18 protein-coding genes and 2 tRNA genes are annotated in these 21462 nt (G+C 73.1%); 15 read left to right on the forward strand and 5 right to left on the reverse strand.

Going from position 1 to position 21462, the window contains the following annotated elements:
• Positions 1-31: 31 nt before the first annotated feature.
• The gene (locus VK501_RS12155; protein ID WP_324337683.1) at positions 32-721 is read left to right on the forward strand and encodes a TetR/AcrR family transcriptional regulator; all 690 of its coding nucleotides are present in this window, start codon (positions 32-34) and stop codon (positions 719-721) included.
• Between the two features lie 449 nt (positions 722-1170).
• Here the strand turns inward: VK501_RS12155 and VK501_RS12160 are convergent, their stop codons facing one another.
• Complete coding sequence (locus tag VK501_RS12160) at positions 1171-2376, reverse strand: glycosyltransferase (protein ID WP_324337684.1); 1206 nt, start codon at positions 2374-2376, stop codon at positions 1171-1173.
• 140 nt (positions 2377-2516) lie between these two features.
• On the opposite strand from VK501_RS12160, the gene VK501_RS12165 reads away from it, so the two are divergent.
• The gene (locus VK501_RS12165) at positions 2517-4574 is read left to right on the forward strand and encodes an ArnT family glycosyltransferase (RefSeq protein ID WP_324337685.1); all 2058 of its coding nucleotides are present in this window, start codon (positions 2517-2519) and stop codon (positions 4572-4574) included.
• 48 nt (positions 4575-4622) lie between these two features.
• On the forward strand, positions 4623-6218 hold the full coding sequence (locus VK501_RS12170) for a GMC family oxidoreductase (protein ID WP_324337686.1): 1596 nt from the start codon (positions 4623-4625) through the stop codon (positions 6216-6218).
• Positions 6219-6228: 10 nt separating this feature from the next.
• On the opposite strand, the gene VK501_RS12175 is transcribed toward VK501_RS12170, so the two are convergent.
• Positions 6229-8391, reverse strand: coding sequence for an MMPL family transporter (locus VK501_RS12175; protein ID WP_324337687.1), 2163 nt, complete (start codon positions 8389-8391; stop codon positions 6229-6231).
• Between the two features lie 54 nt (positions 8392-8445).
• Here VK501_RS12175 and VK501_RS12180 point away from each other — a divergent pair, with 54 nt between their 5' ends.
• The 4 genes from VK501_RS12180 (at position 8446) to fgd (ending at position 12194) form a co-directional block, all read left to right on the forward strand.
• Entirely contained in the window at positions 8446-8886 is a 441-nt protein-coding gene (locus VK501_RS12180; RefSeq protein ID WP_324337688.1) for a MarR family transcriptional regulator, read from the forward strand.
• Between the two features lie 39 nt (positions 8887-8925).
• Positions 8926-9013, forward strand: a tRNA-Ser gene (locus VK501_RS12185).
• A 97-nt stretch (positions 9014-9110) separates the two neighbouring features.
• Positions 9111-11138 carry a hypothetical protein gene (locus VK501_RS12190; RefSeq protein ID WP_324337689.1) on the forward strand — a complete coding sequence of 676 codons (2028 nt, stop codon included), beginning with the start codon at positions 9111-9113 and terminating at the stop codon, positions 11136-11138.
• Between the two features lie 45 nt (positions 11139-11183).
• Complete coding sequence (gene fgd, locus VK501_RS12195; RefSeq protein ID WP_324337690.1) at positions 11184-12194, forward strand: glucose-6-phosphate dehydrogenase (coenzyme-F420); 1011 nt, start codon at positions 11184-11186, stop codon at positions 12192-12194.
• 197 nt (positions 12195-12391) lie between these two features.
• Here the strand turns inward: fgd and VK501_RS12200 are convergent, their stop codons facing one another.
• Positions 12392-13195: an SDR family NAD(P)-dependent oxidoreductase gene (locus tag VK501_RS12200; protein ID WP_324337691.1), complete on the reverse strand. Its 804-nt coding sequence runs from the start codon at positions 13193-13195 to the stop codon at positions 12392-12394.
• A gap of 137 nt (positions 13196-13332) precedes the next feature.
• Between VK501_RS12200 and VK501_RS12205 the strand changes: the two genes are divergently transcribed.
• The 5 genes from VK501_RS12205 (at position 13333) to VK501_RS12225 (ending at position 17585) form a co-directional block, all read left to right on the forward strand.
• On the forward strand, positions 13333-14481 hold the full coding sequence (locus VK501_RS12205; protein WP_324337692.1) for an SDR family oxidoreductase: 1149 nt from the start codon (positions 13333-13335) through the stop codon (positions 14479-14481).
• Positions 14478-15749 (forward strand): hypothetical protein, encoded by a 1272-nt coding sequence (locus VK501_RS12210; RefSeq protein WP_324337693.1) that lies wholly within the window; start codon positions 14478-14480, stop codon positions 15747-15749. Before VK501_RS12205 ends, VK501_RS12210 begins: the two co-directional genes overlap by 4 nt.
• A 68-nt stretch (positions 15750-15817) precedes the next feature.
• Positions 15818-16156, forward strand: a complete 339-nt coding sequence (locus VK501_RS12215) for an STAS domain-containing protein (protein WP_324337694.1) — start codon at positions 15818-15820, stop codon at positions 16154-16156.
• 73 nt (positions 16157-16229) lie between these two features.
• Entirely contained in the window at positions 16230-17453 is a 1224-nt protein-coding gene (locus tag VK501_RS12220) for an aminopeptidase (RefSeq protein WP_324337695.1), read from the forward strand.
• Between the two features lie 43 nt (positions 17454-17496).
• Positions 17497-17585 (forward strand) — tRNA-Ser (locus VK501_RS12225).
• A 374-nt stretch (positions 17586-17959) separates the two neighbouring features.
• On the opposite strand, the gene VK501_RS12230 is transcribed toward VK501_RS12225, so the two are convergent.
• Together VK501_RS12230 and VK501_RS28930 are read right to left on the reverse strand one after the other, a co-directional pair.
• Positions 17960-18853 (reverse strand): ATP-binding protein, encoded by an 894-nt coding sequence (locus tag VK501_RS12230; RefSeq protein WP_324337696.1) that lies wholly within the window; start codon positions 18851-18853, stop codon positions 17960-17962.
• Complete coding sequence (locus VK501_RS28930) at positions 18759-19184, reverse strand: helix-turn-helix domain-containing protein (RefSeq protein WP_414641174.1); 426 nt, start codon at positions 19182-19184, stop codon at positions 18759-18761. The genes VK501_RS12230 and VK501_RS28930 overlap by 95 nt, the downstream gene beginning before the upstream one ends.
• Positions 19185-19498: 314 nt before the next feature.
• Between VK501_RS28930 and VK501_RS12240 the strand changes: the two genes are divergently transcribed.
• The 3 genes from VK501_RS12240 to VK501_RS12250 all read left to right on the forward strand — a co-directional run bounded on the left by VK501_RS12240 (position 19499) and on the right by VK501_RS12250 (position 21326).
• Positions 19499-19987 (forward strand): hypothetical protein, encoded by a 489-nt coding sequence (locus VK501_RS12240; protein WP_324337698.1) that lies wholly within the window; start codon positions 19499-19501, stop codon positions 19985-19987.
• A 108-nt stretch (positions 19988-20095) separates the two neighbouring features.
• A complete protein-coding gene (locus tag VK501_RS12245; RefSeq protein ID WP_324337699.1) occupies positions 20096-20659 on the forward strand; it encodes a hypothetical protein in 564 nt (187 codons plus the stop codon).
• A 67-nt stretch (positions 20660-20726) separates the two neighbouring features.
• The gene (locus VK501_RS12250) at positions 20727-21326 is read left to right on the forward strand and encodes a hypothetical protein (RefSeq protein WP_324337700.1); all 600 of its coding nucleotides are present in this window, start codon (positions 20727-20729) and stop codon (positions 21324-21326) included.
• Positions 21327-21462: the final 136 nt, after the last annotated feature.

Here is a 21462-nt window from a genome sequence, read left to right on the forward strand (position 1 = left end):
CGCGGTCAACTGCGCGTACGGTCCTGCAGCGGTGACGCCTCCCAAGAGCACCCGACTGCCGCATGATGAGCGCCGGGAGCAGCTCGTGCTCCTCGGGCTGGAGCTGCTGGGCCGCACGCCGCACGACCAGGTCTCGATCGGCGAGATCGCCCGCGCTGCGGGGATCTCCAAGGGCCTGCTCTACCACTACTTCCCGACCAAGAGCGACTTCGTCGTGTCGGTCCTGCGCGCGTCCCGGGACGAGCTCGAGCGCCGCATGGCGCCCGACCTGTCGGTGCCGATGAGCGCCGGCGAGCGCCTGGACGCGAGCATCGACGCGTTCCTGGCCTACGTCGAGGACCGCGCGACGGGCTTCCTCGCGGTCGCCCGCGCGCGCGAGGGCGACGACGAGGCGATCCGCAACGTCCTGCAGGAGGGCCGGCGGCGGCGGGTCAGCGCGATGGTCGAGTTCGCGGCGGCGCTCGCCGCCGTGCCGCGCGCCGAGGTCGAGTCGCCCGCGCTGGAGGCCGCGATCGAGGGGTGGCTGGCGTTCTGCGAGGGCGTGGTCGTCCGCTGGCTGGCCGGCCGCGACCTCCCGCGCGAGGACGTCCTGCACCTCCTGCGCCAGAACCTGCTGGCCGTGTACGAGTCGGTCGCCGGCGTCGACGCGCGGCCCGCGGTCGCGCGCCTCGCCGAGGCGGCAGGCCGGCTGGCGGCGCGGGGGCAGCCGGCGGGGATCTGAGGCGGGCGCGGCGGGCGCGTTGGCGTTCAGCGCGGACGCTGGTCGTGCCGCGGACGTCGGTCTGGGGCACTGACGGAGCGAGCGTCGAGGTCCCGCAGGCGCCCGGGGTCGTCCGCGAGCCCCCGGGCGGGCGTCGAGGGACGACTGAACCGCGCTATACGCGGTTCAGTCGTCCCTCGATGTCCTCGGCGTGGATTTGGGACGTCTCGCGGCAGGTGATTCGTGCCCGAACGATCCCGGCCCCCGACGCCCGCGGAGGACCGACGGCGCCCAGGCCCCGGTCAACCTCCCCGTCACTGCCCCCGAGTTACGCCCCGCAGCACGATCGACGCCCGCGCTGAACGCCCCTAGCGCCCGCTGCGCGCATCGAGGGACGACTCAACCGCGCTATGCGCGGTTCGGTCGTCCCTCGACGCCACGATCGCGCCGCGCGCGCCCCGCCGGCGCCCTCAGCCCCGGGCCTCCGCCCGCGCCCGCGCCGCCACCGGCGCCGGCGCCACCGCCGCCACCGGAGCCCTCCGCGCTGCCGCGAACACCCAGGTCTTCAGCGCGACGTAGCGCGTGACCGTCGCGGCGAGGCCGGCGACGACCAGGACGGCTACTTCCGCGATCCGGGACGCGCCGGGCGCGACGGCGTGCAGGACGTCGAGCGCTCCCGCGGTCAGGCCGAGCGTGATCGCGAAGACGATCGCGCCCGCCGCATGCTGGCGCAGCACGCCCGTGCGGCCCTGGACGCCGAAGGTAAGCCGGCGGTTGGCCGCGGTGTTGGCGACCGCGGTGAGCGCGAGCGCCAGCGCGTTGGCGCCACCGGCGCCGAGCGGGCCGCGCAGCGCGAGGAAGAGCAGGGCGTAGGCGATGGTCGAGAGGACGCCGACGGCGGCGAAGCGCACGATCGGCGCGGCGAACGCGAGGCGCGCGACGCCCTTGAGGTCCTCCACGGCCGTGTGGACGATGTCCACGCGCGAGTCGGGGTCGTCGACCCAGTCGACGGGCACCTCGTGGATGCGCAGGCCGTCGCGGCCCGCGAGGACGAGCAGCTCCGTGTCGAAGAACCAGCCGTCGTCGCGGATCTGCGGCAGCAGCCGCGCGGCCGCCTCGCGGGTGACCGCCTTGAACCCGCACTGCGCATCGGTGAACCGGACGCGCAGCGCGGCGTGCAGGATCGTGTTGTAGGACCGGGAGATCAGCTCGCGCTTCGGTCCGCGCACCACGTGCGCGCCGTGGGCCAGTCGCGACCCGATCGCCACGTCGCTGTGGCCCGACAGCAGCGGCGCGACCAGCGGCAGCAGCGCGCGCAGGTCCGTCGACAGGTCGACGTCCATGTAGGACAACACGCGGGCGTCGCCCGCCGACCACGCCTCGCGCAGCGCCAGCCCGCGGCCCTTGCGCTCCAGGCGCAGGTGGACGACGCCCGGCAGCTGGGCGGCGAGCCTCCGCGCGACCAGCGGCGTGGCGTCGGTGCTGGCGTTGTCGGCGACGACGATCCGCCACGTGAACGGGAAGCCGTCGGAGAGGAAGGCGTGCAGCCGGCGGATGCTGCGCTCCAGCGCCGCCTGCTCGTCGTAGACCGGAACGACGACGCAGACGTCGACGTGTGCGTCTGCGTCTGCGTCGGGGGGTCGCCACGCGGGTCGGGCCGGGAGGAGGTGGTCCATGGCGGGGACTGTCGCCCCGCCGGGTGAGGACCACGTCGGATCTGCCTGAGAGATGGCTGGGAGCGCCGTCGAGCGCCGTCCTCAGCAAGCTCCCAGCAGGCGTTCGGGATCGGCTCAGGCGCGCCGCCGATCCTGCCGGCATGTCGACTGCGACCCCTGCCGATGTGCGCGCTCCGCGCCCCGCGACCCCCGTCCGCGAGCGCCTCCGCGCGCTGCGCGTTCCCGCCCCGGCTCCCGAGCTGCTGGCGCTGCTCGTCCTGGCCGGCGTGCTCGATCTGTGGGCCCTCGATCGTAACGGCTGGGCCAACACCTATTACTCGGCGGCCGTCCGGTCGATGTCGACCAGCTGGCACGCGTTCCTGTACAACTCGTTTGACAGCGCGGGTGTCATGACGGTGGACAAGCCGCCGCTGGCGCTCTGGGTGCAGGCGCTCTCGGCGCGCGCCTTCGGCTGGAGCTCGTGGAGCATGCTGGTGCCGCAGGCGCTCATGGGCGTCGGCACGGTCGCGCTCGCCTACGACCTGACGCGTCGCGTGTTCGGGCGTCCCGCCGGCTTCGTCGCCGGCCTGGTGCTGGCCACGACGCCGATCACCGTCGCCATCTCGCGCCACAACAACCCCGACGCGCTCGTGGTGCTGTGCAGCACCGCCGCGCTCTGGTTCACCGTGCGCGCGCTGAAGGACGGCCGCACCCGCTGGCTGCTCTGGGCCGGGGTCTGCGTCGGCCTGGGCTTCGAGACGAAGATGGGCACCGCCCTGCTGGTCGTGCCGGCGCTGGCCGCCGCCTACCTCTGGGTCGCGCCGCGCGGCCGTTTGGTCGCCGTCCGCCAGCTGCTGGCCGGGGGCGCCGCGATGACCGTGGTCGGGCTGGCCTGGCCCATGTTGATGTGGTTGACGCCCGCGTCGTCGCGTCCCTGGATCTCCGGCACCTCCGACAACAGCATCTGGTCGCTGATCGTCGGCTACAACGGCCTCGGCCGCGTCGACGGCCAGCAGGGCGGCCCGGGCGCGGCCGGTGGCCCCGGCGGTGGCGGGTCCTCGGTCTTCGGCGGCGACACCGGCGTCCTGCGCCTGCTGGGCTCCAGCCTCGGCGGCCAGGCCGGCTGGCTGGTCGGCATGGCGGCGGTGGCCGGCGTGGCGCTCGTGGTCCTCACCCGCCTGCGCCGGACCGATGCCCGCAGCGGCTGGCTCATCGCCGCCGGCGGCACGTTCGCCACGACCGCGATCGTCTTCAGCTTCGCCAAGGGCATCTTCCACCCCTACTACGTATCCATGCTCGCGCCGTTCATCGCGGTGCTCGTCGGCGCGGCCGTCGGGACGGTCCTGCGCGGGGGCCTCGCGGCCCGCATCGTCGGCCCGGCCGCGATCGCCGGCGGCGTGATCTCCGAGCTGATCGTCATCCACCAGGGCGCCCAGGACGTCGGCGGTCTCATCCCGATCATCGTCGTGGCCGGCGTCGGCGGCGCGGTCGCCCTGGCTCTGGCGCTGCCCGCCAAGGCGCGTGCGGTCGTCGTGGCGGTCGCGCTCGGCGCGCTGCTGATCGCGCCCGCCACGTGGGCGACCGACACGCTCAGCCATGCCACCAGCGGCACCTTCCCCGCCGGCGGGCCCACCTCGCAGGGCATGGGCGGGCCGGGCGGGGGCGGCGGCCGCGGCGGCCAGGGTGGCGGACGCTTCGGCGGTGGCGGGCCCGGCGGGGCAGCGCCCCAGCAGGCCCCGCCGCCGGCCGGCTCGTCCTCCCAGCAGGCCGCGCCGCCGGCGGGCTTCGCGATGGGCGGCGGCACCGCCCCCACCAACCGCGGCGGCGGCATGGGCGGTGGCGGCATGTTCGGCTCCAACGCCAACCTGACGGACGCCCTGAGCTACGCCGCGAGCCACGGCGGCGGGACCATCGGCGTCTCCAGCCAGACGGCCGCCTCGGCCGCGATCATCCAGTCGGGCGCCGACGTCGCCGGGCTCGGCGGCTTCTCCGGCCGCGAGAGCGAGGTCTCGGCCTCCTGGCTCGCCCAGGCCGTCCAGAACGGGACCATCCGGTACGTCCTGACGGACGGCACCGCGAGCGCCGGCGGGGGCAACGACGGCCGGGTCGGCTCCAGCACGATCATGTCGATCGTGCAGAAGGTCGGAAAGCCGACCAGCGTCACCGGCCTGTACGACCTGCAGGGCACGTCCGCGGCGATCGCCGCGGCCGGGAGCTGACGCAGCGGCGACTTGCGCCGCGCGGGGGCCATCGGCGAGCATCGCCGGATGGCCTCCGCGGACTACGTCATCGTCGGAGCCGGCTCGGCCGGCTGCGTCCTCGCCAACCGCCTCAACGAGGATCCCGCCGTCCGCGTGATCCTCGTCGAGGCGGGCGGCAAGGACCGCCATCCGAACATCAAGATCCCGGCGGCGTTCGCCAATCAGTTCCACACCAAGTGGGACTGGGACTACGCCACCGAGCCCGAGCCTCACTGCGACGACCGGTCGCTCTTCATCCCCCGCGGCAAGTCGCTCGGCGGCTCCAGCTCGATGAACGCCATGCTCTACGTCCGCGGCCGTCCGCTGGACTACGACCTCTGGGAGGGCGAGGGCGCCGCCGGCTGGGGGTGGGACGCCGTCCGCCCCTACTTCCTCAAGGCGGAGCACAACGAGCGCGGCGCCTCCGAGCACCACGCCGTCGGGGGTCCGCTCAACGTCGCCGACGAGCGCTCGCCGCGGCCGCTGACCATGCGGTTCCTGGACGCCGCCGAGCGCGTCGGGATCCCGAAGATCGGCGACTACAACGGACCTGAGCAGGACGGCGCGTCGCTCGTGCAGGTCACGCAGCGCAACGGCCGGCGCTGGAGCGCGGCCGACGCCTATCTGCGTCCCGCCATGAGCCGCCCGAACCTGGAGGTCCGCACCGGCGCGCACGTCGCGCGCATCGAGCTCGACGGCGATCGCGCCGTCGGCGCCGTGGTGCGCGACCGCCGCGGTCGCGAGGAGCTCGTGCGCGCCGACCGCGAAGTGTTGCTCAGCGCCGGCGCGATCGGCTCGCCACAGCTGCTGATGCTCTCGGGCATCGGCCCGGCCGACCACCTCCGCGCGACCGGGATCGACGTCGCGGTCGACAGCCCCGGCGTCGGCGGCAACCTCCAGGACCACCCGTACGTCGTGTGCGTCTGGGAGTCGCAGGTCGCCGAGTCGCTCTACGGCGCCGACAAGCCCAAGCCCATGTTGGAGTGGCTGCTCCGGCGCTCGGGCCCGCTCACCTCGACGGTCGCCGAGGCGTTCGCGTTCGTGCGCAGCCGTCCCGGCCTCCCGGCCGCCGACCTCCAGTACCACTTCGCGCCCGCGTACTTCGTGGACAACGGCGCCGAGGAGTTCGACGGCCACGCCTTCACCATGGGGCCGGTGCTCATCAGTCCCAAGAGCCGCGGCGAGATCCGGCTGGCGTCGGCCGACCCGACCGCCAAGCCCCGCATCGTCACCAACACGCTCTCCGAGCCCGAGGACCTCGCGGCGCTCGTGACCGGGGTGGAGCTGGCGCGCGAGATCGCCGACGCCGAGCCGCTGGCCAGCGCGCGCGGGCGTGAGATCTACCCGGGCGACGCGGTGCGCGACGACGCCGACGTGGAGGACTTCGTCCGGCGCAAGGTCGAGCTCATCTACCACCCGTCGGGCTCGGTCGGCATGGGCGACGAGAACGCCCCGCTCGATCCCGAGCTTCGCGTGCGCGGGGTCGACGGCCTGCGCGTGATCGACGCGTCGGTGTTCCCGGTGATCCCGGGCGGCAACACCAACGCGCCGACCATCATGGTCGCCGAGCGGGCGGCCGACCTGCTCAAGGGCCGGGTCGGCGCGCCCGCGGCGACGGCGTAGACGAGACGCGCTACACGCTCTCGGTGACCGGACGCGGCGGCGGCCCCGCGGCCGGCGCCGAGGGTGCCACGCGCAGCAGGCGCGCGGGGCCGGGCGGGAGGACCCAGTTCCAGCGGCCGAACAGCGACACGACCGCAGGCACGAGCAGCGCGCGGATGATCGTCGCGTCGAGCAGGATGCCCGCCGCCAGTCCGGTGGCGAGCACCTTGACGTCGGTCTCCGGGCCCGAGGCCATCGACGTGAACGCCAGGAACAGGATGAGCGCCGCGCTGGTGACCAGGCGCCCGGTGCGCCCGATGCCGCGCACGACGGCCTCGTTCGTGTCGCCCGTGGCGTCGTACTCCTCCCGCATCCGGGCGAGGATGAACACCTCGTAGTCCATGGACAACCCGAACAGGAACGCGAACACCATCAGCGGGATCCACGAGGTGATCGAGCCGGTCGCCGAGATGTTCCACAACAACTCGGAGCCGTGGCCCTGCTGCCAGAAGATCACCAGCACGCCCCAGGCGGCGCACACGCTGATCACGTTGAGGATCACCGCCTTGAGCGGCAGCAGCAGCGACCGGAACGCCCGCGCGAGCAGGATGAAGGTGATGACCGAGATCAGCACGATCATGAGCGGGAAGTTCGAGTAGACGGCGTCGATGAAGTCGGCGTTCTGGGCGACCGTGCCGCCCAGGCGCACGTCCGGCCCCGACGCGTGGGCGGCGTCGCGCACGGTCGTGACGAGGTCGCGCCCGGACTGGCTCGACCCGTCCTGCAGCGGGAACGCCTCGACGATCGCCGTGCCGTCGCGGCGCCAGTCGGCGCTGGCCGGTGCAACGGTGCCGTGGATCCCGTCGACGGCGCCGACCGCGGCCGCCACCTTCGCCGGGTCGCCGTCGGCCACGAGCACCTCGTGGGGCAGCAGCGCGCCCGCGCCGATGCCCGAGCGCTCCAGCGCGACCAGCCCGTCCTTGGCGTCGCCGGACTTGGCGATGGTGTCGACGTCGGCCACGCCCGGATGCAGGTTCGACGCGAAGGCCAGCAGGACCGCGAGCACGGCCAGCGCGGAGCCCGCCGCCACCCAGCGGTGGCGCACGACGCCCTCGGCCCACCGCGTCCACGCGCGCGAGGCCTTGTCGTCGGTGCGCAGGTGCGGCCAGTCCAGGCGCGAGCCCAGCGAGTGCAGCACGACCGGCAGCAGCGTCAGCGCCACCGCCACGCTGATCAGCGGGATCAGCATGCCGCCGATGCCGACGCTGCGCAGGAACGGCAGCGGCAGCAGCACGAGGGCGAGCAGGCCGATCGCGACCGTCGTCCCGGAGAACACCACGGCACGTCCCGCGGTCCCCATGGCCCGGATGATCGCCTCGTCGCCCTCGTGGCCGTGCGCGCGCTCCTCGCGCCAGCGGACGACCACGATCAGCGAGTAGTCGATCGCCACGCCGAGCCCGATCAGGGCGATCAGGAACTGCACGATGGGGGAGACGCCGGTGACCGTCGTCAGCGCGTACACCGCCAGGAACGAGGTCATGATCGCCGGCAGCGCCATCAGCAGCGGCACGAACGCCAGCAGCGAGCCGAAGACGAAGCCCAGCACGAGCAGCGCGCCGAAGCCGCCGACGAGCGCCTCGACCAGCACGCCCGGCCCGTCGCCACCGCCGCTCTGGCCGGCCAGCGCGTCGTAGCCCGAGAGGTGCACGGGGGCGCCGGCGACGGTGGCGCCGGCCAGCGCGGCGCGTGCCTTCTTCTCGGCCTTCGGGTTGTCGCCGAACGGCTGGTCGGGATCCGGTGGCGGGTAGGCGACCGCGAACGCCGTGCGCCCGTCCGTGGAGACGAAGGCCTTGTCCTGCGTGGATCCGTAGCCGGCGACGCGCGACCCGGGCAGCGCCCGGGCCAGCTTGCGCTCGACCTGCTCCAGCTCCGCCCGGACGGCGGGGTCGGAGGCCGTGAGGCCCGCGGGGAGGGCGACGACCGGGACCAGCGGCGCGCCCGTGCCGCCCGTCCCGCCGTAGTGCCGGGCGATGTCCTGGTTGGTCTCCCAGCCTTCGCGGCCGGGGACCGAGAACTTCTGGTCCATCGCCTTGGAGGCGGCGCCGGCGGTGCCGATGCCGACGAGGGTCAGCACGACCCAGAAGCCGACGACGAGGCGTCGATGCGCGAGAATCCAGCGGGTGAAGGAGGTCATGGTCGGATCGTTTGTATCACGAACGATTCGCGATGCCTAGAATCTTTCGTGATCATGCTCGGCGCAGACAGACCACCGGACGCCCTCGGCGACTACACCGGCTTCCTCATGAACTGGTGCGCCGTGCGCTCGCGCGGCGCGTTCGCTCGTGAGCTCGACGCCCTCGGGCTGCGTCCGCCGCAGTTCGCCGTGCTGAGCGTCATCGACGCCGAGCCCGGCCTGACCCAGCAGGCGCTCGTCAGCGCCACCGACATCGATCCGAGCACGATGGTCCAGATGCTCGACGGCCTCGAGGCCGCCGGCTGGGCCGAGCGCCGGCCGCACGAGACCGACCGCCGCAAGCGCTCGATCCACCTCACGGCCGAGGGCGCGGCGATCCTCAAGCGCGCCCGCGACGCGGCCACCAAGGTCGGCGAGGAGTCGTTCGCGCCGCTCGACGACGACGAGCGCCGGCAGCTGCACGGCCTCCTGCGCAAGCTCGCCGGGCTGGACTGACGCGCGACCGCTACCCTTCGGCGTCGTCCGTCAGGGCACGGAGGGGTGCCGGAGTGGTTGAACGGGGCGGTCTCGAAAACCGTTGTACGGCTTCGTCGTACCGAGGGTTCGAATCCCTCCCCCTCCGCTGGCGCGGGCGCGGAGGCCTCCGCCTCGCCGCCCCAGCCCGCTAGACGGGACACCTGCGTGCCATCTGTCACGCGACAGGAATAGGGTGCCGCGGCATGTCCCGACGTACGCCGCTGTCCCGCGCGCTTCTCCTGGTCCTGGTCCTGGCCGCCCCGTCCACCGCTCACGCCGCCACCGCGTCCCCCGCGGGCGCCGGCTGCGACCGGCTCGACGACGCCGCCTGCCTGCTGCCCTTCCCCAACGACGCCTTCACCAAGGCCGACAAGAAGACCGCGACCGGACGCAGCGTCGCGCTGCGCACGTCGCAGATGCCGCGCACGGCCAAGGGCAAGGCCATCGACGCGAGCGGGTGGAAGGGGCTGGACGGCTTCAGCCCCGGCTCGGTGATCCTCACGAAGGTGCCGGGCATCGACACCGACGCGGCGTTGAAGCGCACGGCCGCGGTCTCCCTGAGCGACCTGTCCACCTACACCGCGCGCAACGCGCCGGTGCTCGTCATCGACGCCAAGACCGGCAAGCGCTGGCCGATCTGGGCCGAGATGGACAACAACGCCAAGGCCGGCAAGCGGCTGCTGGAGATCCATCCGTCCAAGAACCTGCTCGAGGGCCATCGCTACGTCGTGGTCCTGCGCTCCCTGAAGCGCGCCGACGGCTCGGCGATCAAGGCCGGCACGCGCTTCGCCGCGCTGCGGGACGCCCACGGCAGCGCCGTGAGCGACCGCTACCAGCGAATCTTCAAGGACATCAAGAAGGCCGGCGTCAAGCGCGACGCGTCGCTGTTTCTCACCTGGGACTTCACGGTCGCGAGCGAGAAGTCGCTCTCCGGCCGTGCCCTGAAGATGCGCGACGAGACCTTCAAGGCGCTCGGCGACACGAACCTCGCCGACGGCGCCGTCGCCGGTGCCGCGCCGGCCTTCACGCTGCAGACGCGCCCGCTGGAGGGCGACGACGCCAAGTACGCCGGCCGGTTCGCCCAGGTGCTCGAGGGCACCGTGAGCGTGCCGTGCTACCTCACCAAGGGCTGCGCGCCCGGCTCGCAGTTCGCGCTCGGCGCCGACGGCCTCCCCAAGCAGCAGGGCACCTACCAGGCGCGCTTCACCTGCGTCGTCCCGGCGACCGCGACGCCGGACCACCCGGCGCGCCTCGTGCTCTACGGCCACGGCCTGCTGGGCAAGGAGACCGAGGTCCTCACCAACCCCGACATGCCGCCCATGGCCACCGAGGGCAACGAGGTGTTCTGCGCGACGCCGTGGATCGGCATGGCGGCCGAGGACATCCCGAACGCGGTGAGCGTCCTGTCGGACTTCTCCAACATGCCGACGTTCCCCGACCGCCTGCAGCAGGGCTTCCTCAACGCCCTCGTGCTCGGCCGCCTGATGGCGCACCCGTCCGGCCTGGCGTCGTCGCCGCTGTTGCAGGCGGGCGGCCGGCCGATCGTCCAGACCGGCCAGATCGCCTACGACGGCAACAGCCAGGGCGGGATCGCCGGCGGGGCGCTGACCGCGCTCGCGCCGGACTTCACCCGCGCGGTCCTCGGCGTGCCGGGCATCAACTACTCCGTGCTGCTGCCGCGGTCCTCGGACTTCGACGTGTACTCGCAGGTCATGTACCCCGTCTACAAGGACGAGCTCGAGCGGCCGCTGATCCTCGATCTCGCGCAGCTGCTCTGGGACCGCGGTGAGGGCAACGGCTACGCCCAGCACATGACGACCGACCCGCTGCCCAACACGATCAAGCACACCGTGTTGCTCGACGTGGCCTTCGGCGACCACCAGGTCACCCCGTACCAGGCCGACGTCGAGGCCCGCACGATCGGCGCGAGCATCCACGCGCCGATCCTGCCCGCCGGCCGCTCGCCGCAGAGCAAGCCGTCGTGGGGCATCCCGGCGATCGGCGCGTTCCCCTACAGCGGCTCGGCGATCGTCTACTGGGACGGCGGCCCGTCGAAGGTCAGCGTCCCGCCGCTGGCCAACACGCCCAACAAGGGCCTCCAGGACCCGCACGAGCACGTGCGCCGCACCCCGGCGGCGCGGGCGCAGAAGGCGGCGTTCCTGGCGCCGGGCGGCTCGCTGGTCGACGTGTGCGGCGGCGCCGCCTGCCTGACCGCGCCAGACGTCGGCTGAGCGCGGCGCGCCTGGGGGTCGCGAACGGGCCGTTAGGGTTGATCGATGACCGTGCGCATCGGCTACAAGGCCTCGGCAGAGCAGTTCGACCCCCGGACGCTGCTGGAGCACACCCGGCACGCCGAGCGCGTCGGGATGGAGCTCGTCGCGACCTCCGACCACTTCCAGCCCTGGCGGCATCACGGCGGGCACTCGCCCGCCGCGCTGCCGTGGCTGGGAGCCGCGACGCAGGCCACCGGGAAGGCGGTGCTCGGCACGAGCGTGCTGACGCCGACGCTGCGCTACGAGCCGGCCATCATCGCCCAGGCGTTCGCGACGCTCGGCATGCTCGCGCCGGGCCGCGTGTTCCTCGGCGTGGGCACCGGCGAGGCGATGAACGAGACGCCCGTGACCGGCGGTGCGTTCCCGGGCCGCAAGGAGCGCCGGCTGCGGATGGCGGAGGCGATCGAGCTCATCCGCCGGCTGTGGCGCGAGGAGCGCGTCGACTTCGAGGGCGAGTACTACAAGACGGCGCAGGCCACGATCTACGACCGGCCCGACGTCGAGGTGCCGATCTACGTCGCCGCCTCCGGCCCGCTGGCCGCCAAGCTCGCCGGCCGCGTCGGCGACGGGTTCATCTGCACGTCGGGCAAGGACCCGCAGCTCTACCTCGACCTGCTGGCCAACGTCGTCGAGGGCGCCGAGCAGGCCGGCCGCGACGCGTCGCAGATCCGCCACATGATCGAGATCAAGGTCTCCTACGACCGCGACCGGCAGAAGGCGCACGACAGCTGCCACTTCTGGGCCGCGCTGGCGCTGACGCCCGAGCAGAAGGAGGGCGTCGAGGACCCCATCGAGATGGAGCGCCTCGCCGACGAGAACGCCGACCAGGCGCACACGCGCTTCATCGTCTCCGACGACCCCGACGAGGTCGTCGAGAAGATCGGCGTCTACCTCGACCTCGGCTTCGACGACCTGCTGCTGCACGCGCCCGGCGACGACCAGGCCACGTTCCTCGACCAGTTCAGCGCCGACGTCCTGCCGTTGCTGCGCGAGCGCGCGACCCGGGCGAAGTAGGGACCGGGGCAGGCGCCGCGGCGGATATGTGGCCGCGGCGCGCCCCGGTCGCAGCCCGTCGGAGGAGGAGATTTCCGATGGACGCATCGGGCGGCGGGTCATACCGCCCACCAAGCAGTTGAGCAGGAGGTCCGCCGAAACTCGTGTCCATCCTGCGAACGGACACCCAGGTGGGTGATGGCCCGTGCCCGGCGGCGTCAGCGGGCCGCGCGGTCAGCTGCGTCGGCGCCCGTGCTGGTGCCGAGCACCGCGCCGCCACCGCTGCCGAGGACCCGGCGCGTCAGCCCCGGCATGACCACGCGCGCGAGCGCCGCCAGGCGGTACGGGCGCGGCGCGTAGCGCTCGGCCTTGCCGCCGGGGCCTGCGTCGAGGATCGCCTCGGCCACCTTCTCGGGGGTGGAGACCATCCAGCGCGTCGCGAAGCTGTCGACCAGCTCGGCCTGCGGGAAGCCCTCCGTCGCGACGAAGCCGGGGTTCACCAGGCCGACGTGCACGCCGTGCGGCTTCTCCTCGAGGTGCAGCGCGTCGCTCCAGCCGATCAGCGCGAACTTCGACGCCGAGTAGGCGCCCGAGCCCGGCCGCGCCACGCGGCCCGCGGTGCTGGCGACGTTGACGATGGCGCTCGGGGCGCTGGCGCGCAGCAGGGGGAGCAGCGCCTCGACCAGCCGCGCGGGCGCGTCGAGGTTGATCTCCATCGTGCGGCGCAGGTTGGCGGTGCCGACGTCGCCGAACGTGCCGCGCCAGCCGGCGCCCGCGTTGTTGACCAGCAGGTCCAGGCGCCCGTGGCGCTCCTGCACCGCCGCGGCGATGCGCGCGGGCGCGGCCTCGTCGGTGAGGTCTGCGGCGATCACGAGCACGTCGCCGCCGAGCTCGCCGGCCAGCGCCCGCAGGCGCTCCTCGCGGCGGGCGACGAGCACGAGCTGGGCGCCCGGCTCGCGCGCGAGGCGCCGGGCCGTGGCCTCGCCGATCCCGCTCGACGCGCCGGTGATGAGGGCGATCATGGGCGCATCCTATGGACCGGGACCGCGCCCGCACGCGATCGGCGAGCGCGACCTCAGCCCACCGGTCGAACGGACGCGCAGACATTCCGACCCCCGGTCCGTGGTGCGAGGCCGCCTTCGCTGGCACCATCGTCGACATGCTCCGTCCTCGCACCGACGCCGTCCTCGTGACGGGCGTCACCGGCTTCGTCGGGACCGCGGTCCTCCACCGCTACCTGCAGCGCACCGATCGACCCGTCGTCGTGCTCGTGCGCGCGGCCGACGGCGCAGACGCCGCCGCGCGCGTCCGCGCCGCGCTGGCCGACGTCGTCGCGCCCGGCCTGCTCGACGCCTACACGGCGCGCTGCACCGCGGTGCCCGCCGACCTGCTGGCCGACGGACTGGGCCTGGCGCACGGCGCCCGCGTCGACCTCGCGCATCGCTGCGACGAGATCGTGCACTGCGCGGCGTCCGTGACGTTCGACCTGCCCCTCGAGGATGCCCGGGCGGTCAACGCCGCGGGCGCCGCGCGAATCGCCGAGCTCGCCCAGCGCACGGCGGAGTCCGGCGCCGGCCTGCGCCGCGTCGTCCACGTCTCGACCGCGTACGTGGCGGGCCGTCACGGCGGGACGTTCGCCGAGGACGACGTCACGCTCAACCGCCCGTTCCGCAACACCTACGAGCAGACCAAGCACGAGGCCGAGCAGCTCCTGCGCGCATGGACGCCGGCGCTGCCGCTGCAGATCGTGCGGCCGAGCATCGTGGTCGGCGATCGCCGCACCGGGTGGACGCGCTCGTTCAATGTCCTCTACTGGCCGCTGAAGATGTTCGCCCGCGGGCGGCTGCCGGTGATCCCCGCGCTTCCCGACGCGCCGGTCGACGTCGTGCCCGTCGATTACGTGGCCGACGTCGTGCTCGGTCTCGCCGACGCGCCGTCGGGCACCTACCACGCGGTCGCGGGCGAGCACGCGAGCACCGTGCGCGACGTGGTCGAGCTCGCGGCGCGGCGCTTCGGCTTGGCCGCGCCGGCGATCGTCGATCCCGTGCTGCTCGACGAGGCGCTCGCCCGCCCGATGACCGACCAGCAGCGCCAGGCGCTGGACCGCGCGCGCGTGTTCTTCCCGTACTTCGCGCTCGGCGTCCGGTTCGACGATCGCTGGGCGCGGAACGTCCTGGCGCCCATCGGCGTCCGGTCCGAGCCGCTGGAGGGCTACTTCGACACGTTGATGGACTACGCCGAGCGCGAGGCGTGGGGCGGAAGTCCCGCCTTGACCATGACATCGGGTGGTGTCACGGTGAATGTATGACGCAGACGCTCCCGGCCGCGCGCGACACGGTCCCGGCACCCGCGTCAAGCGAGCTCGGAGCGCTCACCGAACTCGCCGCCGAGGGCCTCTCGGGAGTCGTCACGCGCGTGCAGGAGCTGCACGAGGCCGTGGCGCGGCGCTCGTTCGGGCCGACCGGCCCCGCCGCCGCCGTGCCGCGCGCGGCGCACGACGCGGTCGCCGGCTCGGTGTACGGCGCGCTGCGCAACGGCAGCGCGCTGCTCGGCGCCGGCCTCGCCCGCGCCGTCGGCGCCGCCGGCGGCGGACCGGCGCTCTCGGCGCATCCACGCGGCCGCCTCGCGCAGGGCGCGCTGAACGGCCTGTGGGGCGACCGCCTGGAGCGCGCGGGCAACGCGCTCGCGATCCCGATGGCGGTGCGGGTCGACGGTCGCGACGTGCCCGCCGATCGCGAGGCGCTCGCCGCGGCGTTCCCCCACGCGACCGCGCGCCCCGTCGTCTTCGTGCACGGCCTGTGCGAGAGCGACGCGGCCTGGGGGATGCGGGCGCGCGAGCGCAGCGGCACGTACGCCTCGCGCGTGCTGCCCGAGGCGGGCGCCACCGCCGTCACCGTCCGCTACAACACCGGCCTCCACGTCTCCGAGAACGGCCGTCGCCTGGCCGCGCTGCTCGAGGCGCTCGTCGACGCCTGGCCCGTCCGCATCGAGGGCCTCGCGCTCGTCGGCCACTCGATGGGCGGCCTCGTCGTCCGCAGCGCCGGGCACGCGGCGCAGGACCGCGGCGACCGCTGGCCGGAGCTGGTGCGCACGACCGTGTCGCTCGGCACGCCGCACCTCGGTGCGCCGCTGGAGCAGGCCGCGGGCCTGGCCACGTGGGCGCTGGGCTCGTTCCCCGAAAGCCGCCCGATCGCCGCGATCCTGGCCGCACGCAGCGCCGGCATCAAGGACCTGCGACACGGCAGCCTCGTCGATGCCGAGTGGGAGACGCTCGACCCCGACGCGCTGCGGGGGTTCACGCGCGCCGACGTGCCGCTGCTGGAGCACGCCCGTCACCACGTCGTCGCCGCGACGCTCACCGTGCGCGCCGAGCATCCCGTCGGCCGCCTGCTCGGTGACCTGCTCGTGCTCAGCCCGAGCGCCCACGGCGTGCACGGGCGCCGGCGCGTGGTCGCCTTCGCCGCCGAGGACTGCCGCCACGTCGGCGGAAATGATCACTTCGATCTCCTCAACAGCCCGGAGATCGATCCGCTGCTGCGCGAGTGGCTCGGCGCCCCTCGCCGGCTGCCCGCCTGAGCGCGCGTCGCGCCGCTTCGCCGCCAGTCAGCTCGCTGACCCGATGCTGGGGGACTAGGCTTCTCGCCGTGAGTGGCAGCAGCCCTACGCCCTTCTCCGTGTCGGTGGACGAGCAGCCGGATCGGACCGTGATCGCGGTGGCCGGCGAGCTGGACCTCGCGACGGCCCCCGAGCTGGAGGCGGCGCTCCTGCCGCGGCTGCGCGACGGCGGCCACGCGGTGCTCGATCTCCGCGCCCTCGACTTCATGGACTCCACCGGCGTGCGCGTGATCGTCGCCGGGCACGTCGCGGCGCAGGAGCACGGCGGTCGCTTCGCGCTGGTGCGCACCGCGCCCGACGCCCCCGTGGGTCGCGTCCTGGAGATCTCCGGGCTCGACGGCGTGCTCGAGCTCGTCGACGAGCCGTGAGCGACGAGAAACCATCGCGTTCCCCACATTGGTCGGTTTTCGGTGCGCCGGCGCACCGCTAGGGTGAGGATTCATGAGCTCTGAAGCGCGCGCGGCCTTCGACGACCCCGAGCTGCTTGGGCGGTTCGCCGAGCTGGTGATCGGCTTCGCGGCCAACGTGCACAAGGGCCAGGTCGTCGCCATCGGCTCGGAGATCGGCAAGGAGGAGGTCACGCGTGCGCTGGCCGCCGCGGCCTACCGGCACGGCGCGAAGTTCGTCGACGTCTCCTACTTCGACCTCCACGTCAAGCGCGCGCGCCTGCTGCACGCCGACGACGACACGCTGGACTTCGTGCCGCCCTGGTATGGCGAGCGGATCCTCGAGCTCGGGCGCCTGCGAGCCGCACGCGTGGGTCTGACCGGGCCGGCGCAACCCGGGCTGCTGAGCGACCTGGATCCCTCGCGCATCGGGCGCGACCAGCTGCCGGCGGTCCGCGAGACCGGCGTCGTCGTCAACGACCGCACGACGAACTGGACCGCCGTTCCGTGCCCGACGCGCCCGTGGGCCGAGCTCGTCCATCCCGACCTCGACCCCGAGGAGGCGTGGGTCCGGCTGTGCGAGCAGATCGTCCACGTCTGCCGGCTCGACGAGGCCGACCCGATCGCCGCCTGGCGCGAGCGCGCCGAGACGCTGGTCGGCGCCGCCGAGAAGGTCACCGCGCGGCGGTTCGACGCCCTGCGGTACGTCGGTCCCGGGACCGACCTCACGCTCGGCCTGCTGCCGAGCTCGAAGTTCCTGGCTGCGCGCTTCGAGACGGTCGACGGCATCGTGCACCTGCCGAACCTGCCGTCGGAGGAGATCTTCACCTCGCCGGACCCGGCCCGCGCCGACGGCGTCGTGCGCGCCACCAAGCCGCTGGTGCTGGGCGGTTCGATCATCCGCGGGCTCGAGGTCGAGTTCCGCGACGGGCGCGCCGTGCGCATCGACGCCGACGAGAACGCCGAGGTGCTCCGCTCCTACGCGGCGCGCGACGACGGCGCCGCCCGGCTCGGCGAGGCGGCCCTGGTCGACGGCGACGGACGCATCGGCGCGCTGGACACCGTGTTCTTCGACACGCTGCTGGACGAGAACGCCGCCAGCCACATCGCGCTCGGCCACGCCTACACGATGTGCGCGGACGAGGCGGACGCGCCGAAGCTCAACGAGTCGACGATCCACGTCGACTTCATGATCGGCTCGCGCGAGGTCAGCGTGCACGGCATCGCGGCCGACGGCACCGAGACGCCGGTCCTCGTGGGCGGCGCCTGGCAGCTCTGAGGGGCTCGAAGGACCGGGCGTCGCTATCCTCGCCCAACTTCCAGGAGAGGTGCCGGAGCGGCTGAACGGGCACGACTGGAAATCGTGTGTGGGCTTTACGGTCCACCGAGGGTTCGAATCCCTCCCTCTCCGCTGCGACTCCTGCCAAAAGTTCTGCCATAAGTTGCCCGGCGACGGTCGTCCGGCGGCCGAGGCGGTTCGCGGCAGGGGTCAGAACATGAAGAAGGGCGCCCAGGTGGGCGCCCTCGGCGTTAACGGCTCAGATGTGCGTCAACCCCCGGGGTCAGATGCCCGCTGCTCAAGGACATCGCCAAGGACCTCGACGGCGTCCCGTCGTAGCCCGCCGCAACCCGCTCGACGCGGCCCGGTCAGGAGGGCCGACTCCGCGGAGCCTGCTCCGGGCTCTGCACCAAGCTCTGCACTCTGCACTTGGCCCTGCACTCTGCACCAAGCTCTGTACTCTGCACTTACCGCGGAACTGCAGAGCTAAGTGCATAGCTTCCGCGCTAGGCAGCGCGGTACCGCCGAATGGGATCGGTCAAGGCCGGGCCGCCTCCCTCGACCGCCACCGTGCCGTCCTCTTCCATCCGCGCGAGCCAGTTGCGCGTCTGGCGCGACTGGATGCCCACGGCCGCGGCGATGTCGCGAAGTGCCATCGGCACCCCGGCCGCGGTCAGCACAGCGAGGATCTCCTCTCGACGATCTCGTCTTGTCCGCGTCGGACGGCCGTTGTCGCCGGCGGACGGCGCGGCACCAGTGGACGCGCCCGTGCCCGGGGCCATCGCGGCTGGATGGACGGCCAGGATCACGCGGAGGCGGTGGCCGATGTCCTCCCAGGTGGGCAGCGGGTAGCCGCGCTCCTCGTGGGCGGTCGTCGCCTTGCCCCAGAATGAGCCGCGCTCCTCGATCAGGTCGAGCTCGTGCAGATTGCGCGTGATCGCCCGGTTGCGCGTCTTGCTGTGGCCCGCGCGCACTTCCTCGGCATCGATGCCCGACACCCAGGGGCCGGGGTTCTCGATCACGAGCCTGTCGTCGAAGATGTGCACGTGGAACGTTGCGCCATCGACGCTGTAGTCGGCGTGCGCGATGGCGTTGTGCAGCGCTTCGCGGACCACAAGCGGGTCGTAGTGCGGGATGTTCTGGCGATGGCGACCGCGCACCACCGACGCCCTTGGGTTGTTGCGGTCGATGAAGGCGTCCATCCGCTTCAGCAGCTCCAACATCGAACCGGAGCGGAACTCGTCCTGGTCGAGGATGTCGGCGCCCTTCTTGACGCCCCGGAAACGCGCGCAGAGGCACACGGCGTCAGGGTGGACCGCCTGGGGCATGTGGCCGAACAACAGAAGTCCGCCGTTGGTCGGGACGATGTCTCCGTTGACCTCCGCGGCGATCGCGTGCACCACTGGGTCTGGTACCTGATGATGATGCACTTGGACCATCACCACCGCCCTGCCGCTGCCGCGATCCGTGGCGACGACGACGTCGGGGACCAGTGATGGGACGGTCGAGGTCGGAGATCGCCTGGACGAGCTGCTGCTCGACGGTCTGTGGGTCGTCGACGCCGACCACGTCGCGGGTCTTGTCGTCGACGCCGATGATGATGACCCCGCCGGTGCGGTTCGCGAAGGCGATGAACTCCTTGACGATGCCCTGCACGTTGGAGGTGTCGCGCTTGAACTCGACCTTCGAGTTCTCGTGTCCAGCGAGGATGTCGGACAGGATCAGAGTCATTGGCTGAAGGGGCGCACACGGCGAAGTCGCGCCGATCGGAGTGTTCTCCGCCGCACGTTGGCCAGTCTGCCACCCCCGCAGGACCCCTCTCGGTCGGCTCGCAGTCGTCGCGGGACGGCCGCATCAGCGGGACCTGCCAATCTACGGCTGCGAAAATGCCGGTTCGCGAGCCTGAAAAAGCCGGTTCCCGAGTACCACGACCCGTCGTGGTCGCCGGACTCCGTGTCGATCGCCTTCGGGACCAAGAGCGGCATCTCGGCGGCGACGTTCACGCAGCTCGAGCCCAACCCGTCCGAGGCCGAGGCGGATGCGCCGTGTCGGCCGACGAGCACGTCGTGATCCCCGGCGGCAGCTCGCCCGACTGTGGCCCCGCTGACCCGCCCGCGTCCCGCTACGCGCCGCTGGGCTCAGACGGCGGCGGCACCACTCCTGCGCCCAACACCGTCCCCGCGCCCGCACCCGCTCCCAAGGCCGCGCCGCTCACCAACCCCAAGGGCCTGCAGCTGACGGCTTCCGGCGCCACGACGCGGCGCTTCACCGGCCGGCTGTCAGTCGTGTGCAAGGCCGGCGCGGCCGGCACCTGCAAGGCCGTCGCGTCGGTGAAGGTCGGCAAGCGCACCTACGCGTCGAAGACCGCGACCGCCAAGGTCAAGGCGAACAAGGCAGCCACCCTGAAGGTCACGTTCGGCCAGCGCGCCACCGCCGCGATCCGCAAGGCGCTCGCGCAGCGCAGGCTCAAGGTGACCGTGACGCTGACGGCGGGCGGGACGAGCGCGAAGAAGGTGGTGACCCTGAAGCGCTGATCGATCCTCGCCCAACGGGGTGTTGCGCGGGAGCTCGCGTTCCGGATACGGTCGCCCATCCGGCGCCGCGATGGAACGCGGGCCCCTGCCCCACGAGGTCCTGTCCCGATGATGCACGCACGCCCCGTCCTGGGCGCCCTGGTCGCTGCCGCCCTGCTCCTCGCGAGCGGCTGCGGCTCGTCCGGCGGCGACGACGGCGCCAAGCCCGCCGCTGCGGCCCCGAAGCCGGCAGCGGCCGCGCCCGCCACGCCGGAGGTGGCCGCCCCGACCGGCCCGGCGCCCACGAAGGCCGCCTACGTCCGGCGCGCCGACCGCGTGTGCCTCGAGGCGCGCGGCCTGAGCCAGCGTGCCAACGAGGCGGTCACGAAGGCCTTCGCGGCCAAGCAGCCCACGGCCGCCGCCGACGCGATCGACCGCTACATGCCGATCTTCGCGACCCACATCGAGACGCTCAAGGGCCTCCGGCGGCCGAAGGGCGACCAGAAGATCCTGGCCGGCCTCATCAAGGTGATGGACAGCCAGGTCAAGGCGCTGGCGGACGAGAGCAAGGCGCTGCGCGACCAGGACGACGCCCTCCTCCAGCAGATCGGCGCCGCCCAGCAGCAGGAGCTCAGCTTCGCCGAAGAGCTCGGAAAGCAGTACGGCTTCAAGGTCTGCGGCAGGGCGGTGTAGCGGTCCCGGCGCGCCTGCCGTTTGGCTCTGGGCGACCCTCACGGCCTGGGGTAGCGTCGAGGTCGCCATGAAGCACACCGCGCTCCTGATCGTTCTCGCCGTCGCCTTGGCCATCCCGGTCGCCGGCTGCGGGTCCTCCGACGACAACTCCCAGCAGAAGCAGCAGGCGATCGCCGCCGCTCAGGCCGCGGCGGTCGCGGCCGCCAACAACCAGCGCCTCGCGAACACGAAGCCGACGGGAGCGCAGCTGAGCAGGCCCGCCTACATCCGCAAGGCCGACAACATGTGCCGGCGGATGCTCGACATCCGCAAGCGGACGGCGTCGGCGTTCAGGCAGGCCTTGGAGGCCAATCAGGTGCTGAGCGCGGCGGACGTCCTGGATCAGTCGACGCCGGCCTACAGCGCCTGGCTCACCCAGCTCCACGCCCTTCGCCGGCCCAAGTCCGACGACAAGTCCGAGGCCAAGACCCTCGGGCTGTGGTTCGCCGTGCTCGACAACCAGTCACAGGCCACGGTGGCCCAGGCCCAGGCCCTGCGCAACTACAGCCCGGACGCGCTGGCGGAGATCCGCAAGGCGCGCCGCCAAGGGCTCAAGGACAGCACCCGGCTGGCCAAGCGGTATGGGTTGAGGGTCTGCGGCCGGGCCGTGCAGACGGCCACCACCTAGGAGCGTGGGTCTGTAACCCGTCCGGGTCGCCGGGGACGATGCGCGTCATGTCGTCGTCGTTGCCGGATCGGTTGATCGAGGTCGAGCCGGTGGAGGTGCCCGCCGTCGGGCGGGCTCCGGCGGGGACGTCGAAGAC

The organism is Baekduia sp., from assembly GCF_035318805.1.
Taxonomy (GTDB): Bacteria; Actinomycetota; Thermoleophilia; order Solirubrobacterales; family Solirubrobacteraceae; genus Baekduia.

Excerpts from the sequence above, each read along its gene's own strand:
- VK501_RS12160 (WP_324337684.1), bottom strand. The coding sequence starts at position 2,376 with ATGGACCACCTCCTCCCGGCCCGACCCGCGTGGCGACCCCCCGACGCA.
- VK501_RS12165 (WP_324337685.1), top strand. The coding sequence starts at position 2,517 with ATGTCGACTGCGACCCCTGCCGATGTGCGCGCTCCGCGCCCCGCGACC.
- VK501_RS12170 (WP_324337686.1), top strand. The coding sequence starts at position 4,623 with ATGGCCTCCGCGGACTACGTCATCGTCGGAGCCGGCTCGGCCGGCTGC.
- VK501_RS12175 (WP_324337687.1), bottom strand. The coding sequence starts at position 8,391 with ATGACCTCCTTCACCCGCTGGATTCTCGCGCATCGACGCCTCGTCGTC.
- VK501_RS12180 (WP_324337688.1), top strand. The coding sequence starts at position 8,446 with ATGCTCGGCGCAGACAGACCACCGGACGCCCTCGGCGACTACACCGGC.
- VK501_RS12190 (WP_324337689.1), top strand. The coding sequence starts at position 9,111 with ATGTCCCGACGTACGCCGCTGTCCCGCGCGCTTCTCCTGGTCCTGGTC.
- fgd (WP_324337690.1), top strand. The coding sequence starts at position 11,184 with ATGACCGTGCGCATCGGCTACAAGGCCTCGGCAGAGCAGTTCGACCCC.
- VK501_RS12200 (WP_324337691.1), bottom strand. The coding sequence starts at position 13,195 with ATGATCGCCCTCATCACCGGCGCGTCGAGCGGGATCGGCGAGGCCACG.
- VK501_RS12205 (WP_324337692.1), top strand. The coding sequence starts at position 13,333 with ATGCTCCGTCCTCGCACCGACGCCGTCCTCGTGACGGGCGTCACCGGC.
- VK501_RS12210 (WP_324337693.1), top strand. The coding sequence starts at position 14,478 with ATGACGCAGACGCTCCCGGCCGCGCGCGACACGGTCCCGGCACCCGCG.
- VK501_RS12220 (WP_324337695.1), top strand. The coding sequence starts at position 16,230 with ATGAGCTCTGAAGCGCGCGCGGCCTTCGACGACCCCGAGCTGCTTGGG.
- VK501_RS28930 (WP_414641174.1), bottom strand. The coding sequence starts at position 19,184 with ATGACTCTGATCCTGTCCGACATCCTCGCTGGACACGAGAACTCGAAG.
- VK501_RS12245 (WP_324337699.1), top strand. The coding sequence starts at position 20,096 with ATGATGCACGCACGCCCCGTCCTGGGCGCCCTGGTCGCTGCCGCCCTG.
- VK501_RS12250 (WP_324337700.1), top strand. The coding sequence starts at position 20,727 with ATGAAGCACACCGCGCTCCTGATCGTTCTCGCCGTCGCCTTGGCCATC.